Source organism: Streptomyces curacoi, assembly GCF_001513975.1.
Classification (GTDB): Bacteria; Actinomycetota; Actinomycetes; order Streptomycetales; family Streptomycetaceae; genus Streptomyces; species Streptomyces curacoi.
Genome location: NZ_KQ947992.1, coordinates 88,008 through 103,113 on the forward strand (window position 1 = coordinate 88,008; position 15,106 = coordinate 103,113).

The following is a 15,106-nucleotide window of genomic DNA, read 5'->3' on the forward strand; positions in this document are numbered from 1 at the left end:
AGGGTCCACGAAGACGCGGGCCTGACGGATCAACAGCGAACTTCGGGGTGCGAACCTTGGCTTTCCAGATGCCGGACCGCGGCGGAGGCCCGACCGGGCCACGGATCAGAGTGGGCCGCCCGTCCCGGCGTGTCCGGACGCTTCTCATGACATTGGGCGTCCTCGCCGTCCTCGGCATGGTCTTCACCATGTTCGCGGGCTTCTGGACGGACTGGCTCTGGTACCGGTCGGTGAACTACTCGTCCGTGTTCACGACCACGCTGTGGACGAAGATCGGGCTCTTCTTCGTCTTCGGCCTGCTGATGGCCCTCGCGGTCGGCTTCAACATCTGGCTGGCGCACCGGCTGCGCCCGCCGCTGAGCGCCATGTCGATGGAGCAGCAGAGCCTCGACCGCTACCGCATGGGCATCGCGCCGTACAAGAAGTGGCTGCTGATCGCGATCACCGCCCTGGTCGGCCTGATCGCCGGCGCCTCCGCCTCCAGCCAGTGGCGGACCTGGCTGATGTGGGTCAACGGCGTGCCCTTCGGCGAGAAGGACCCGCAGTTCAAGCTCGACGTCTCCTTCTACGCCTTCGACCTGCCCTGGTACCGGTTCCTGCTGGGCTTCGGCTTCGCCGCCGCGATCCTCTCCGTGATCGCCGCCGCGCTGACCCACTACCTCTACGGCGGGCTGCGCATCACCAGCCCGGGCGCGCGCGCCACGGCCGCGGCCACCGGCCATCTGTCGGTCCTCATCGGCATCTTCGTCGCCCTGAAGGCGGTCGCGTACTGGCTCGACCGGTACGGACTCGCGGTGAAGTCCAGCGACTTCAAGGCGACCGACAACTGGACGGGCCTCAGGTACGTCGACGCCAACGCCTATCTGCCGGCCAAGACGATCCTGTTCTGCATCGCCGTCATCTGCGCGCTGCTGTTCTTCGCCACCCTGTGGCGGCGCACCTGGCAGCTGCCCGTCATCGGCTTCGGTCTGATGGTGCTCTCGGCGATCCTCATCGGCGGCCTGTACCCCGCGATTGTCCAGAAGTTCCAGGTCCAGCCCAACGAGCAGGCCAAGGAAGCGCCGTACGTCGAGAAGAACCTCAAGGCGACGCGCGAGGCCTACGGCATTGACGGCACCAAGGTCAGCGACTACGCGGGCACGAGCAAGACCGAGGACAAGACCCAGCTGCGCGACGACGTGGACGCCACGGCGAGCATCCGGATCCTGGACCCGAACATCGTCTCGCCGACGTTCCAGCAGCTCCAGCAGATCAGGAACTACTACGCGTTCCCGACCAACCTGGACGTCGACCGGTACAGCAAGGACGGCAAGGACCAGGACACGGTCATCGGTCTGCGTGAGATCAACCTCAACGGCATTCCGAAGCGGAACTGGATCAACGACCACTTCCGCTACACCCACGGCTACGGCGTGGTCGCCGCCGAGGGCACCAACGCCGACTCCCAGGGCCGGCCGGAGTTCACCGAGTCCGACCTGCCGTCCAAGGGCGACCTCGGGACGTACGAGCAGCGGGTCTACTACGGCGAGAAGACCACGATGTACTCGATCGTCGGCGGTCCCCAGAAGGAGATCGACTACTCCGACGACAGCGGGGAGAAGACCTACAGCTACAAGGGCGACAGCGGGGTCAGCCTCTCCAACCCGGTCAACCGGGCCGCGTACGCGGTGGCGTTCGGCGAGCCGCAGATCCTGTACTCCGGTGCGATCGGGGACGGTTCGCGCATCCTGTACAACCGCACGCCCAAGGAGCGCGTCGAGGCGGTCGCCCCGTGGCTGACCATCGACGGTGACGCCTACCCGGCGGTCGTGGACGGCCGTATCCAGTGGATCGTCGACGCCTACACGACGACGAACGGCTACCCGTACTCCTCCCGCACCACCCTCGGTGACACGACGGCCGACTCGCTGACCGCCAGCAACAACCAGCGGGCGGTGGTGGCCCAGCAGAACCAGGTCAACTACATCCGCAACTCGGTGAAGGCGACCGTCGACGCCTACACCGGTGAGGTCAAGCTCTACCAGTGGGACACCCAGGACCCCGTCCTGAAGACCTGGATGAAGGCCTTCCCGGACACGGTGGAGCCCAAGAGCGAGATCTCGAACTCGCTGATGGCCCACCTGCGCTACCCCCAGGACCTGTTCAAGGTCCAGCGTGAGCTGCTCACCCGCTACCACGTGAAGGACGCGACGACGTTCCTCAGCGGCAGCGAGGTCTGGCAGGTGCCGGACGACCCGACGAACAAGTCGGGCAGCGCGGTGCCGCCGTACTACCTGAGCATGAAGATGCCCGACCAGCAGGCTCAGGCGTTCTCGCTGACGACGACGTTCACGCCGAACGGCCGGGACAACCTCAGCGCCTTCATGGCCGTCGACGCCGAGGCGGGCACCAGTGACTACGGCAAGATCAGAATCCTGAAACTGCCGACCAACACCACGGTCAACGGGCCCAGTCAGGTCCAGAGCCAGTTCAACTCCGAACAGAACATCGCCGAGACCATCAGGCTGCTGAGAGGCGGCGACTCCGAGGTCGAGTACGGCAACCTGCTGGCGGTCCCGCTCGACGGCGGACTGCTCTATGTGGAGCCGGTCTATGTCCGCGGTGGCGGACTCAAGTACCCGCTGCTGCGGAAGGTGTTGGTGTCCTACGGCGGCACCACCGCCTTCGAGGACACGCTCGGCGAGGCCCTCAACAAGGTCTTCGGAGCCGAGGGGCCGACCACCGAGCCGCCGGACGAGGGCGAGGAGGAAGGCGGCGGTACGACACCACCGCCGACCTCCACCAACCCGACGGTCCAAGAAGCGCTCGACGACGCCCAGAAGGCCTTCGAGGCCGGCCAGGAAGCCCTGAAGAAGGGTGACTGGGAGGCGTACGGCAGGGCGCAGGAGGATCTGGAGGAGGCGCTGCAGCGCGCCGAGGACGCCCAGGCACAGGCGGACAAGGCCGGCGGCAACGGTGGCGGCGGTGGCAACAGCGGCGGTGACGCGAGCCCGAGTGCCAGTCCGAGCCCGTCCGGCAGTCCCACCAAGAGCTAGGGACGGCGGCTGATCAAAAAGCTCACCCCGCGCCGTGATACGGTTGCAGAACAACGGCGCGGGGTGGAGCAGCTCGGTAGCTCGCTGGGCTCATAACCCAGAGGTCGCAGGTTCAAATCCTGTCCCCGCTACTGAAGTCGACGAACATTTCGTACGACAGCGAAGGCCCGGATCCTGACAAGGATCCGGGCCTTTGTGATGTGCGAACGCATGTGCCGGAGGGTGGGACGGTGGCGCCGCCGTGGGGAGTTGGCAGAACTGTGTTTGACTTGTCTCTCTGTGGGCATGTCGACAAAACGCTGAAGTGACCTCACTGGCTGCGGTATACGAGGTGTACCCAGGTTGCAGGTGGTGCGACGATGGACGTTATGGGGGACAAGGCAACTCTGTGGGAGACAGGGCGGTTTGTGCAGCCTGCCGACTTTGTGCAGCCGACGGGCGATTTCGTGCAGTCGACGGACGGTGTCGCGCAGCCGGTGGGTGATCTTTCCCAGCCGGAGGGTGACTTCCCCTTCGACCGGCCCATGGACCGCGACGAGACCGGGGAGGCGGCGGAGGAGGCCCGGCAGCGGCTCGCCGCCGAGGCCGGGGACGTCGAGGCGATGAGTGTCCTCGGGGCCATGCTGCTGCGCCGCGGTGATCTCGACGGAGCCGAGCCCCATCTGCGTGCCGCCACCGCCGCCGGGGACCGGGCCGCCGCCAACAATCTGGGAGTCCTTCTCCACCAGCGCGGGTACGCCGACGAGGCCGCCGGATGGTGGCGGATCGCCGCCGTCGCGGGGTCGGCCGCGGCCGCGCACGCGCTGGGCCGCCACCACCGTGAGCGGGGCGACGAGCCCGCCGCCGAGTACTGGCTGCGGCAGTCCGCCGAGCAGGGGCACGTGCTGGGCGCGTACGCGCTCGCCGATCTGCTGGAGCACCGCGGCGACAGCGTGGCCGAGCAGTGGATGCGGGCCGCGGCGGAGCGGGGGCACCGGGAGGCCGCGTACCGGCTGGCGCGTGCGCTCGACCGGCAGGCCGTGCGTGCGGGCGAGGACGGATCCGACAACGGTGTCGGGAACGGCGGCGGGAACGGAGTCGGGAACGGTGTCGGGTCGAGTGAGTCGCTGCTGGACGAGGCCGAGCAGTGGTACCGGCAGGCCGCCGCGCGCGGCCACCGCAGAGCCGCCCTGCACCTCGGGGCGATCCTGGAGAAGCGCGGGGAGCTCAAGGAGGCCGGGCGCTGGTATCTGACCTCCGCCAAGGACGGGGAGGCACGGGCCGCCTGTGCGCTCGGGTTCCTGCTGCGGGACGCGGGGGACACCGAGAGCGCCGCCGTGTGGTGGCTGCGGGCCGCGCAGGACGGGGACGGCAACGCGGCGAACGCGCTGGGCGCGCTGCACGCCGAGCGCGGGGAGACGCAGACCGCCGAGCGGTGGTACCGGGCCGCGATGGATGCCGGTGATGTGAACGGGGCGTACAACCTCGGGCTGCTCTGCGCCGAGCAGGGGCGCATCGCGCAGGCCGAGCAGTGGTACCGGCGGGCGGCGTACGCCGGGCATCGCGAGGCGGCGAACGCGCTGGCGATTCTGCTGCTGCAGGGCGGGGACACGACGGGTGCCGAGCCGTGGTTCTCCAAGGCGGCGGAGGCGGGGAGCGTCGACGCGGCCTTCAACCTGGGGATTCTGCACGCCGGGCGGGGCGAGGAGCGGGCCGCTCTGCGGTGGTACGAGCGTGCCGCTGCCGCCGGGCACACGGAGGCGGCGCTGCAGGTGGGGATCGCGCGGCTGCGGGACGGGGACGAGCTCGCGGCGGAGCGGCACCTGCGGTGCGCGGCCGGGGCCGGCAGTGCGGAGGCCGCGTATCGGCTGGCGACCCTGCTGGACGCTCGGCGGCCGCCGGAGCCCGCGCATGAGCTCGGGGAGTCGGTGCACGAGAAGACCGAGTGCGAGGAGTGGTACGAGCGGGCTGCTTCCCAGGGGCATCGGCGGGCGCAGGTGCGGGTGGGGATGCTGGCCGCGGCTCGGGGGGACGTGGTGGAGGCGGCTCGGTGGTACCGGGAGGCCGCGGAGGCCGGGTCGCGGAACGGGGCGTTCAATCTGGGACTGCTGCTGGCCCGGGAGGGGAGTGAGCCGGAGGCCGCGGTGTGGTGGACGCGGGCGGCTGATGCCGGGCATGGGCGGTCGGCGTTGCGGCTGGCTCTGGTCTACGCGCGTCGCGGGGAGCTGGCGGAGGGGCAGCGGTGGGCTGATCGGGCGGTGGCGCTGGGGCCGGCGGAGGTTGCGCGGCGGGCGGCTCGGTTGCGGGACGCTCTGCGGGAGGAGTTGTCGGCGTGACGCTGCGCCGAGCGGGGGCGGGGGCCCGGGCGGGTGGCAAGGTGGGCTTTTGTGTCGTCCGGCGTTGAAGCCGGCGTCGGGTTTTTTCGCCCCCGCCGCCCCTACCCGTCCCATCCCCCAGGGGCTGCCGCCCCTTCGACCCCGCGTTCCTGTGGGCCTGCGGCCCCCAGACCCCCGCTATCGGCCCTGAACGGGCCTCGTCCTCAAACGCCGGACGGGCTGGATGGTGCCGACCGGGGTCGAGAGGGGCGGGGCGACAAGTGATTTGCCTCTGTCCGCGCTGGTGACGTAGTGTTGCGTTCATCGACGCGGGGTGGAGCAGCTCGGTAGCTCGCTGGGCTCATAACCCAGAGGTCGCAGGTTCAAATCCTGTCCCCGCTACTGAAGGCCTAGGGCCGGGATCCGTAAGGGTCCCGGCCCTAGGTGTGTGTCAGGGCGCGTGGCCCACCGCCTCCGCGTACAGCGCGCGGTTCACCGTCCGTGACTCCGGTAGGGGGCTTCCCTCCGCGACGCCTTGGGCCGCGTAGGCCGACTGGAGGCGTGTCGTCGTGCCGGCGCGGATTTCCCAGTCCATGCGGAGGGGCGGGCTGGATTTGAGGATCGGCTCCTCTGCCTTGAGGAGTTCGGCCAAGTATGTGACGAAGCTCGCATCTTGCTTGTAGTCGGATGCGAAGTAGGTGTTCACCGTGCGGATGTGGGCCCGCAGAAGGGCTACGCCCGCGTCCACGTCGTCCTGCAGCAGTGTGCGGCCGTACAGCAGGCCGCCCAGCGGTTCGCCCGGGGGCTGGCCGCCCAGGAAGGTGTAGCCCGGCTTGCCGTCCACCTTGCGCCAGACCGGGTCCAGGAGCCACGCCGAGTCGACGCCGCCGTTCTGGAGGGCCGTGAGGACGTCGGCCGAGCCCAGTTGCTGGTACTGGATCTCGGCCAGGCCGCCGCCGTGCTTCTCCAGCGCCTTTTCCATGGGGTAGGCGATGACCGAGCCCTTGCCGATCATGGTGCCCAGCTTGCGGCCCGCCATGGTGACGCGGTTCGCGCTCTCGCCCTCGCTCAGGCGCACCCACAGGCCGCTCTTCGACTTCGGGTCGGGTGAGAAGTTCCCCGCGACCCACTTGATGTCGAAGCCGCCCTTGATGCCGTTCATGACGGCGGCCTCCGGCGCCGCCCACAGGGCGTCGATGTCGCCCTTGGCCAGGAGGGGGAGCGCGTCCGGTGTCGGGAGCACCTTCAGCTCGACGTCCAGGCCCTCCTTCTCGAACTCGCCCTTGTCGAGAGCGACTTGCAGCGGGGCGACGTACTCGGCGCTCAGCGTTCCCGTCGCGATCGTCAGCTTGCGGGGCTCCGGCAGCGGCTGTGGGGGAGGGGCGCCGGGGAGGCAGCGGGCGGGGGTGCGGCTTGGGGAGAGGTCCTTCGGGTCCGTCCAGGACTTCGCGCCGCAGCCCTCGACGGGGCGGATGGTGCGGTGGCCGGCGGCTGCCTTCGAGGGGGCGGACTCGTAGGGCGATGAGCAGGCCGCCGACGCCAGCAGGGTCACGGCGATGAGGACACCGCCGTATGCGAGGACACCGCCGTATGCGCGGTTTCCGCGCCGCTTCATGACTGGCCCCTTCCCCGGTCCCTCGGTGCCCAGGGGGTGAGCAGCCGTCCGGCGAAGCGGATCAGTTCGGAGAAGAGCACTCCCAGGACCGCGACGCAGACGATGCCGACGAACATCACGTCGTTCTGGAACAGAGCGCGTGAGTCGAAGATCAGATGGCCCAGGCCGTTCGTCGCGGCGATCTGCTCCGAGGCGACGATGACCAGGACCGCCACGCCCGCCGCGATCCGCGCGCCCACCAGGACCGACGGCAGTGACGCGGGGAGGAGCACATGACGGAACATCTGCCATCGCGAGGCGCCGAAGACCTGGCCGGCGTCCCGGTGGCCGGAGGGGATGGACATGACCGCCGACATCGTCGAGATCCAGACGAAGAAGAACACCGTCGTCGCGACCAGGGCGACCTGCGGGCCCTCGCCCAGGCCGAACATGTTCAGGAAGATGGGCAGGAGGGCCAGTTTCGGTACGACGTACAGGGCGTCCAGGAGCGGTTCCAGGGCCGCTCGTACCAGGGAGAGGGAGCCCATCAGGAGGCCCAGGGCGTAGCCTGCGGCCGTGCCGGCCGCGTATCCGGCCAGGACGCGCTTGAGCGTGGCCCATACGTCCGGCCAGAGGTCGCCGGCCGCGGCCCGTTCCCAGCCGTCGGCGAGGATCGTCGACGGGGCCGGGTAGACGCGGTCGTCGATCCAGGCCCGGTCGGCGGCCAGTTGCCACAGCAGGAGGAGGCAGAGGGGCACCGCGAGGGCCAGGGAGACCTCCAGCGCGCGCCTGCGGCGGTGGGTGCGGGCGGGGTGGAGTTCCCGCGGGCCCGGGCGGCGGGTCAGGACGGAGTCGGCGGGCGGCTTCGTGAGTGTCGTCATACCGGTGCGGCCTCCTTCCGCAGCAGGTCCCACAGCTCGCTCTTCAGGGCGGTGAACTCGGGTGCGGTGCGGATGTCGCCGGTGCGCGGGCGCGGGAAGGGCGGGCGGTGCTCGGCGATGATCCGGCCCGGGCGGGCGGACATCACCAGGACGCGGTCGCCGAGGACGATCGCCTCCTCCAGGCTGTGGGTGATGAAGAGGGTGGTCGTCCGCAGCGACTGGGTGAGATCCAGGAGTTCGTCCTGGAGGATCGTGCGGAGTTGGGCGTCCAGCGCCGCGAACGGCTCGTCCATCAGGAGGAGTTCGGGTTGCACCGCCAGCGCCCGGGCGATCGCCACACGCTGGCGCATACCGCCGGACAGGGTGGCCGGGTAGGCGTGCGCGAAGTCGGACAGGCCCATGCGGGCCAGCCAGTCGTCGGCGCGGGCGTTCGCCTCGCGCCGGGGGACGCGCTGGATGTCCAGGCCGAAGCGGACGTTCGCGCGGACGGTCTTCCAGTCGTAGATGCCGTAGTCCTGGAAGATCATGGCGGCGGGGCGCGGGCTCGACGTGCGGATCTCCAGCGTGCCCATGCTGGGGCGGAGCAGGCCCGCGGCGATGCGCAGGAGCGTGGACTTGCCGCAGCCGGAGGGGCCGACGACACAGACGAACTCGCCCGGGGCGACGGTCAGATCGAGGGGGCCGAGCGCGTCGACGGTGTGGGGGGTTCGGCCGAAGGTGCGGGTCAGGTCGGTGGCTCTGAGTTTCGGATCACTCGCTTCGCGGTCTTGATACGGCTCTCCCACGGGGGCTCCTCGCGGAGTGCGGTACGGAATGGTGGGCGCCGTCGACGATATGACGGGCCGTCAGATACGGGAAGGTCGCCCGCAGGGGTCGCATCCGGCGCCCGTTCCGCAGGCCGTTCGCACGGCTGTTCCGCAAGCCGTAGCGACGGCTGTTCCGACGGCCGTACGCAGCACGAAGCCCCGGCGCCTCGTCGGTGCCGGGGCTTGGAGGAGTCAAGGAGTCGCGGGACTACGCCTTCGCGCAGTTCGGGCAGACGCCGCGGTAGGTCACCTCGACGTCCGAGACCGTGAAGCCGAAGCGCTCGGAGTCGGGGAGGTCGGCCATCGGGTTGCCCGTCGGGTGGACGTCCCGGATCGCGCCGCACTGGGCGCAGACCAGGTGGTGGTGGGGCCGGTGGGCGTTCGGGTCGTACCGCTTGGCCCGCTTGTCGGTGGAGACCTCGAGTACCTCGCCGAGGGAGACCAGCTCGCCCAGCGTGTTGTAGACGGTCGCGCGGGAGATCTCGGGCAGCTTGGCGACGGCCCGCGCGTGCACCTCGTCGGCCGTCAGATGGACGTGATCGCCGGCGAGCACCTCGGCCACGACGCGCCGCTGCGCGGTCATCCGCCATCCGCGTCCGCGCAGCCGTTCCAGAAGGTCACTCATGGAGAACACCTTAACAGCAGGGGGACCAGCTTCCGAATGGATGTGACTTTGGAGCTTGGCTTGACTTGGACAAAGTCCAGGATAGGATCGAGCTCGACTTTAGCCAATGGACAGGTGTGGCTGGAGTTGCTCAGACAGACGCAGGAGGCGCAAGTGACCCAGGGACCGCTCACGACGGAGGCCGGTGCTCCGGTCGCCGACAACCAGAACAGCGAGACCGCGGGCATCGGCGGCCCGGTCCTCGTCCAGGACCAGCTCCTGCTGGAGAAGCTGGCCCACTTCAACCGGGAGCGCATTCCCGAGCGCGTGGTGCACGCCCGTGGCGCGGGCGCCTACGGCACCTTCACGGTCACCGCCGACGCCACCCCGTACACGCGCGCCGCCTTCCTCTCCGAGGTCGGCAAGCAGACCGAGGTCTTCCTGCGCTTCTCCACGGTGGCGGGCAACCTGGGCGCGGCGGACGCCGTCCGTGACCCGCGCGGCTTCGCGCTGAAGTTCTACACCGAGGAGGGCAACTACGACCTCGTCGGCAACAACACCCCGGTGTTCTTCATCAAGGACGCCATCAAGTTCCCGGACTTCATCCACACGCAGAAGCGCGACCCGTACACGGGCTCGACGGAACCGGACAACGTCTGGGACTTCTGGAGCCTGAGCCCCGAGTCCACGCACCAGGTCACCTGGCTGTTCGGTGACCGCGGCATCCCGGCGTCGTACCGCCACATGAACGGCTACGGCTCACACACCTACCAGTGGAACAACGAGGCCGGCGAGGTCTTCTGGGTCAAGTACCACTTCAAGACCGACCAGGGGATCCGTAACCTCACGCAGGCGGAGGCCAACCGGCTCGCCGGTGAGGACCCCGACTCCCACCAGCGCGATCTGCGCCAGGCCATCGAGCGCGGGGAGTTCCCGAGCTGGACCGTGCAGGTGCAGATCATGCCGGCGGCGGACGCGGCGACGTACCGCTTCAACCCGTTCGACCTCACCAAGGTGTGGCCGCACCAGGACTACCCGCCGATCGAGATCGGCAAGCTGGAGCTCAACCGCAACCCGCAGAACGTCTTCGCCGAGGTCGAGCAGAGCATCTTCAGCCCCGCGCACTTCGTGCCGGGCATCGGCCCGTCGCCCGACAAGATGCTCCAGGGGCGCCTCTTCGCGTACGGCGACGCCCACCGCTACCGCGTCGGCATCAACGCCGACCACCTGCCGGTGAACCGCCCGCACGCCACCGAGGCGCGCACCAACTCCCGGGACGGCTTCCTGTACGACGGCCGCCACGGCGGGGCGAAGAACTACGAGCCGAACAGCTTCGGCGGCCCGGCCCAGACCGGCCGCCCGCTGTGGCAGCCGCTCGCCGGCTTCACGGCCGGTATGGGCAACCACGAGGCCCCCGTCCACGCGGAGGACGACGACTTCGTCCAGGCGGGCAACCTCTACCGGCTGATGTCGGAGGGTGAGAAGGAGCGCCTGATCGCCAACCTGGCGGGTGCCCTCGCGCAGGTCTCGCGCGAGGACATCGCCGAGCGGGCGATCGGCAACTTCCGTCAAGCCGACGAGGACTTCGGCAAGCGGCTGGAGGTCGCGGTCCAGGCTCTGCGCGGCTGACCACCAGCACTGGATCGCTTGCCGTGGCGGATGGGCCGGGTTCCTTCGGGAGCCCGGCCGTTCGGCGTGCCTAGGCCGGTACGTGCTGCCGTACGGGGGCCCAGCAGCGGATGATGTCGCGGACCGAGACGATGCCGACGGGCTCGTCGTGATCGAGGACGATCAGATGGCGGAAGCCGCCGTGCGCCATGGCGCGGGCCGCCTCCTCCAGGGTCCATGACGGGGCGGCGAACACGACGTCGGTGGTGGTGTGATCGTGGGCGTGTTCGGTGTCGGGGTCCTCTCCGAGGCCGACGGAGTTGAGGATGTCGCGCTCGGTGAGAATGCCGATACCGCCTGCGTCGGGGTCGTGGACCACGGCCGCGCCGACCCGGCGGGCGGACATCAGCGCGGCGGCCTGGCGAAGGGTGTGGGTGGGGCCGATGGTCAGGACCACCGTGCTCATGGCGTCGCGGACGAGCATGGAAGGGAGCCACCTCCTCAAGTGTCCCCACCGTTTGTTCTGTATTTCACAAATTCACAAGTGGGGGGGCTTTCAGGGTCGCAGGTAAAGCGCGGGTCAACAAGAGGGCGCGAACGGCTCGTTCGGGGCGCTCGACGCGGGCGAGGCGGTGGTCAGGTGATCGCGGTCGCCCTCGGGCCTCAAGCGCCCACCGGCTGAGGGAGTTTGACGGCGGCTTTGCCGGCTTTCTAGTCCAGGAGTCCCAGCTCGGTGTCCGGCCGGCAGTGCGGACAGGGGTCCACCCGGTCGGTCAGGGCCCGCAGGGCCTGCTCCCTGGTGGCGCCCTTCGATCGCTTGCCCGTCATGTGGCAGCCGCCGACGTGCACGTACACCGGTGTGCGCCCGCTGAGGTTCTGCTCGATCAGCCAGTGCGGCTCCGGCGGGCGAGCCTCCACGCCCCGCTGTCGTTCGGCCTCACGCCGCTCCTCGTCGGCGATCCAGCGATCGAGCTGTGACAGGGCCGCCTTCGCCTGCTGGACCACGACGCGGCGGGCGAAGCGGAGCAGCTCGATTCTCGACGGCCCGGGATCGTTCACATGTTCGATTCTAGGGGGTGGGGGCACCGCGCGACAGCGGGGTGGCCTCGCCGTCGGCGGTGCGTCGCCTCAGTAGCGCTCGTTGAGATAGCCCAGGAACTCGTCGTGCAGGAGGCCGTTCGAGGCGGCCGCGTTGCCGCTGTGCGGGCCCGGGCGGCCGTCGAGGCCGGTGAAGGTGCCGCCCGCCTCCGTGACGATGATCGCGTTGGCGGCCATGTCCCAGAGGGAGAGCTCGGGCTCGGCGCACAGGTCGACCGAGCCCTCGGCGACCATCATGTACGGCCAGAAGTCGCCGTACGCGCGCGTGCGCCACACGGCGCGCGTGAGGTCGAGGAAGCCCTCCAGCCGGCCCTGGTCCTCCCACCCGCTGAGCGAGGAGTACGCGAACGAGGCGTCCGTCAGTTTCGAGACGCGCGAGACCCGCAGGCGGGTCGCGGAGGAGAGGCTGCGGCCGGTGAAGGCACCGTGCCCCTTGGCGGCCCACCAGCGCCGTCCGAGGGCGGGGGCCGACACGACGCCCACCACCGGCTGGTAGCCGCCCTCGCCCGCCTCCATCAAGGCGATGAGGGTGGCCCACACCGGGACGCCGCGTACGTAGTTCTTGGTGCCGTCGATCGGGTCGATCACCCAGCGGCGGGGGCCGGTGCCCTCGATGCCGTACTCCTCGCCGAGGATCGCGTCTCTCGGCCGGGCCCGCTGCAGCTGCCCGCGGATCAGTTCCTCGGCAGCCTTGTCGGCCTCGCTCACCGGGGTCATGTCCGGCTTGGTCTCGATCTTGAGGTCGAGCGCCTTGAAGCGGTCCATGGTGGCCGCGTCGGCGGCGTCCGCGAGGACGTGGGCGAGGCGGAGGTCGTCGAGGTAGTCCGGCATGGAACGAACCTATCTGGCGCGGTCGGGGTGGGGCCACTGGGCCCCGGGGGCAAGCGGCGGGTCCGACGCCGTGGCCGGGCGGGGGCGGAGCGCGCGCCGGAGCCCCGCGCACCCCGGCCGAATGGCGCCCCCGTGTGCCCTCGCGAACCCTTGACAGTGCCTTTGTGCGCGTCAAATCTGGGCGCAGAGCCGCTCGTCCCAGGGAGGCGATGATGCCTGCAGCGCGGGAATCCCTGCTGGACGCCGCTTACACGGCGCTGGCGCGCCGGCCGTGGTCCGCCGTGCGGATGGTGGACGTGGCCGCGGTGGCCGGAGTGTCCCGGCAGACGCTGTACAACGAGTTCGGAAGCAAGGAAGGGCTCGCCCGCGCGCTCGTGCGCAGGGAGGCCGACGGCTACCTCGCCGGCGTCGAACGTGCCCTCGCCACCCACAGCGACGCCCGCGACCGCCTCACCGCCACCGCCGAGTGGACCGCGTCACTCGCCCACGACAACGCCCTCGTGCGCGCCATGCTCACCGGCTGCTGGAGCGAGCGCCTGCCGTCACCCACGCTGTCCGCCGTGCCGTCCTCCTCGGCCGTACCGGCTCAACGGCGGGCCGACGGGCCGCTTCCCTCACCCGGCGACTTCGTGGCCATGGTGCGGGACCGCGCCGTGACGGTCCTGTCCGGGCCCGGCGTCGGCAAGTCCGACCTCGCCGACCTCGCCCGCTCCTGCGAACTGGTCGTCAGGCTGGCCCTGTCCTGCGTCGCCGCGCCACCCGGGGAAGGCGGTGTCGCCGACCTCGTACGCAGCGCGCTGCACCGGCAGTTGACCGGCTGACCTCCGCGCGACCCGGCTCAGTGCGCCGAACCCGACAGCTGCAAGCCGATGACGCCGACGATCACCAGACTGATCGACACGATCTTCAACGTCGATACGAGGTCGCCGAGGAAGACCATTCCGTAGATCGCCGTCCCCGCCGCCCCGATCCCCGTCCACACCGCATACGCGGGCCCCACGTCCAGCTTCTTCAGCGCCAGGGTCAACAGCCCGAAACTGCCGAGAGCGAAGACGCAGAAGGCGATGGTCGGCCAGAGCCGGGTGAAGCCGTGCGACAGCTTCAGGCAGACGGCGAAGCCCGTTTCGAGCAGCCCCGCCACGATGACCAGCAGCCACGCCATGTGCTGTCCTCCCGTATCCCCACGTTCTGTGACCGCTTCATCAGGTTCGTCAGGCCTTGCTCGGGCTTGGATCCGGCTCGGTGCGATTATGCCTTTACCGGACTCCCGGGGGGACAAACAACGCGGAGGTCAATCACCTTCCCCGGCGGGCTTCGCCGGCCTCCTCAGTCCCCTTCCGTGAGCTCCCGCGTCGCCAGCAGCCGGCGCAGCGAGTACAGCCGCGCCGGATCGGCGTGACCCTCCGTCACCCAGTCGTCCAGTGCGCAGTCCGGCTCGTCATGACTGCACGCACGCGGGCAGCCCTCGGTTCCCGGTTCCAGGTCCGGAAACGCGTGGATCACCCGGGAGGGATCGATATGAGCCAACCCGAACGAGCGGACACCCGGGGTGTCGATCACCCAGCCGTCGACCTCCGCCAGCGGCAGCGCCAGGGCCGACGTCGTCGTGTGGCGGCCCCGTCCCGTCACCGCGTTCACATGACCCGTCGAACGCCGGCGCTCCTCCGGTACCAGCGCGTTCACCAGCGTCGTCTTGCCCACCCCGGAGTGACCGACGAACGCCGTGACCCTGCCGTCCAGATGCTCCCGCACCCGGTCCGCCGCGCCACCGTCCGCCAGCTCCTCGCGGCTGGTGACGACATACGGGATGTCCAACGCCCCGTACAGCTCCAGGAGTTTGTCCGGCGGCGCCAGGTCCGACTTCGTCATCACCAGCAGCGGCTCCAGACCCCCGTCGAACGCCGCCACCAGACAGCGGTCGATCAGCCGGGGCCGCGGCTCGGGGTCGGCGAGGGCGGTGACGATGGCGAGTTGGTCGGCGTTGGCCACCACCACGCGCTCGAACGGATCGTCGTCGTCGGCGGTACGGCGCAGCACCGACGTCCGCTCCTCGATCCGCACGATCCGCGCCAGTGTGTCCTTCTTGCCGGACAGATCGCCGACCAGCGCCACCCGGTCCCCGACCACCGCGGCCTTGCGGCCGAGCTCGCGGGCCTTCATGGCCATCACGACCCGGTCCTCGACGAGACAGGTCAGACGGCCCCGGTCGACGGTGAGGACCATGCCCTCGGCGGCGTCCTCGTGCTTGGGCCGGATGTTCGAACGCGGCCGGGTGTTACGACGGCCGGGACGGGTGCGGATGTCGTCCTCGTCGGTGTGCTTGCCATAGCGGCGCATGACTGTATCCCCGCGTCT

The 15,106-nt window shown here is 70.0% G+C and carries 13 protein-coding genes and 2 tRNA genes; 6 read left to right on the forward strand and 9 right to left on the reverse strand.

All coding sequences use genetic code 11. The features are described 5' to 3' along the window. Positions 1 to 68 precede the first annotated feature (68 nt). From AQI70_RS28565 to AQI70_RS28580, 4 genes are all read left to right on the forward strand, one after another. Positions 69 to 3,035, forward strand: a complete 2,967-nt coding sequence (locus AQI70_RS28565; RefSeq protein ID WP_079051520.1) for a UPF0182 family membrane protein — start codon at positions 69 to 71, stop codon at positions 3,033 to 3,035. Between the two features lie 57 nt (positions 3,036 to 3,092). Next, positions 3,093 to 3,166 (forward strand) — tRNA-Met (locus tag AQI70_RS28570). A 393-nt stretch (positions 3,167 to 3,559) separates the two neighbouring features. Then, the gene (locus tag AQI70_RS28575) at positions 3,560 to 5,350 is read left to right on the forward strand and encodes a tetratricopeptide repeat protein (RefSeq protein WP_062155504.1); all 1,791 of its coding nucleotides are present in this window, start codon (positions 3,560 to 3,562) and stop codon (positions 5,348 to 5,350) included. Positions 5,351 to 5,657: 307 nt separating this feature from the next. After that, positions 5,658 to 5,731: transfer RNA gene (locus tag AQI70_RS28580), tRNA-Met, on the forward strand. Positions 5,732 to 5,780: 49 nt separating this feature from the next. Here AQI70_RS28580 and AQI70_RS28585 read toward each other — a convergent pair. From AQI70_RS28585 to AQI70_RS28600, 4 genes are all read right to left on the reverse strand, one after another. Then, positions 5,781 to 6,944: an ABC transporter substrate-binding protein gene (locus tag AQI70_RS28585; RefSeq protein ID WP_062155088.1), complete on the reverse strand. Its 1,164-nt coding sequence runs from the start codon at positions 6,942 to 6,944 to the stop codon at positions 5,781 to 5,783. Next, positions 6,941 to 7,804 (reverse strand): ABC transporter permease, encoded by an 864-nt coding sequence (locus AQI70_RS28590; protein ID WP_062155090.1) that lies wholly within the window; start codon positions 7,802 to 7,804, stop codon positions 6,941 to 6,943. The genes AQI70_RS28585 and AQI70_RS28590 overlap by 4 nt, the downstream gene beginning before the upstream one ends. Continuing rightward, positions 7,801 to 8,589: an ABC transporter ATP-binding protein gene (locus AQI70_RS28595; protein ID WP_062155092.1), complete on the reverse strand. Its 789-nt coding sequence runs from the start codon at positions 8,587 to 8,589 to the stop codon at positions 7,801 to 7,803. The genes AQI70_RS28590 and AQI70_RS28595 overlap by 4 nt, the downstream gene beginning before the upstream one ends. Before the next feature lie 229 nt (positions 8,590 to 8,818). Continuing rightward, complete coding sequence (locus AQI70_RS28600) at positions 8,819 to 9,235, reverse strand: Fur family transcriptional regulator (RefSeq protein WP_037886712.1); 417 nt, start codon at positions 9,233 to 9,235, stop codon at positions 8,819 to 8,821. 153 nt (positions 9,236 to 9,388) lie between these two features. On the opposite strand from AQI70_RS28600, the gene AQI70_RS28605 reads away from it, so the two are divergent. Beyond that, positions 9,389 to 10,843, forward strand: coding sequence for a catalase (locus tag AQI70_RS28605; protein WP_062155094.1), 1,455 nt, complete (start codon positions 9,389 to 9,391; stop codon positions 10,841 to 10,843). A gap of 70 nt (positions 10,844 to 10,913) precedes the next feature. On the opposite strand, the gene AQI70_RS28610 is transcribed toward AQI70_RS28605, so the two are convergent. The 3 genes from AQI70_RS28610 to hisN form a co-directional block, all read right to left on the reverse strand. Beyond that, entirely contained in the window at positions 10,914 to 11,306 is a 393-nt protein-coding gene (locus tag AQI70_RS28610; protein WP_003998074.1) for a CBS domain-containing protein, read from the reverse strand. 227 nt (positions 11,307 to 11,533) lie between these two features. Continuing rightward, entirely contained in the window at positions 11,534 to 11,881 is a 348-nt protein-coding gene (locus AQI70_RS28615) for a DUF6233 domain-containing protein (RefSeq protein WP_062155095.1), read from the reverse strand. Between the two features lie 69 nt (positions 11,882 to 11,950). Beyond that, the gene (gene hisN / locus AQI70_RS28620; RefSeq protein ID WP_062155096.1) at positions 11,951 to 12,751 is read right to left on the reverse strand and encodes a histidinol-phosphatase; all 801 of its coding nucleotides are present in this window, start codon (positions 12,749 to 12,751) and stop codon (positions 11,951 to 11,953) included. A gap of 209 nt (positions 12,752 to 12,960) precedes the next feature. Here hisN and AQI70_RS28625 point away from each other — a divergent pair, with 209 nt between their 5' ends. Further along, positions 12,961 to 13,572 carry a TetR/AcrR family transcriptional regulator gene (locus tag AQI70_RS28625; RefSeq protein ID WP_244181872.1) on the forward strand — a complete coding sequence of 204 codons (612 nt, stop codon included), beginning with the start codon at positions 12,961 to 12,963 and terminating at the stop codon, positions 13,570 to 13,572. Positions 13,573 to 13,589: 17 nt separating this feature from the next. Here AQI70_RS28625 and AQI70_RS28630 read toward each other — a convergent pair whose 3' ends face one another. After that, a complete protein-coding gene (locus tag AQI70_RS28630; protein ID WP_062155097.1) occupies positions 13,590 to 13,913 on the reverse strand; it encodes a DMT family transporter in 324 nt (107 codons plus the stop codon). Between the two features lie 164 nt (positions 13,914 to 14,077). After that, positions 14,078 to 15,088: a ribosome small subunit-dependent GTPase A gene (rsgA, locus tag AQI70_RS28635; RefSeq protein WP_062155098.1), complete on the reverse strand. Its 1,011-nt coding sequence runs from the start codon at positions 15,086 to 15,088 to the stop codon at positions 14,078 to 14,080. Positions 15,089 to 15,106 lie beyond the last annotated feature (18 nt).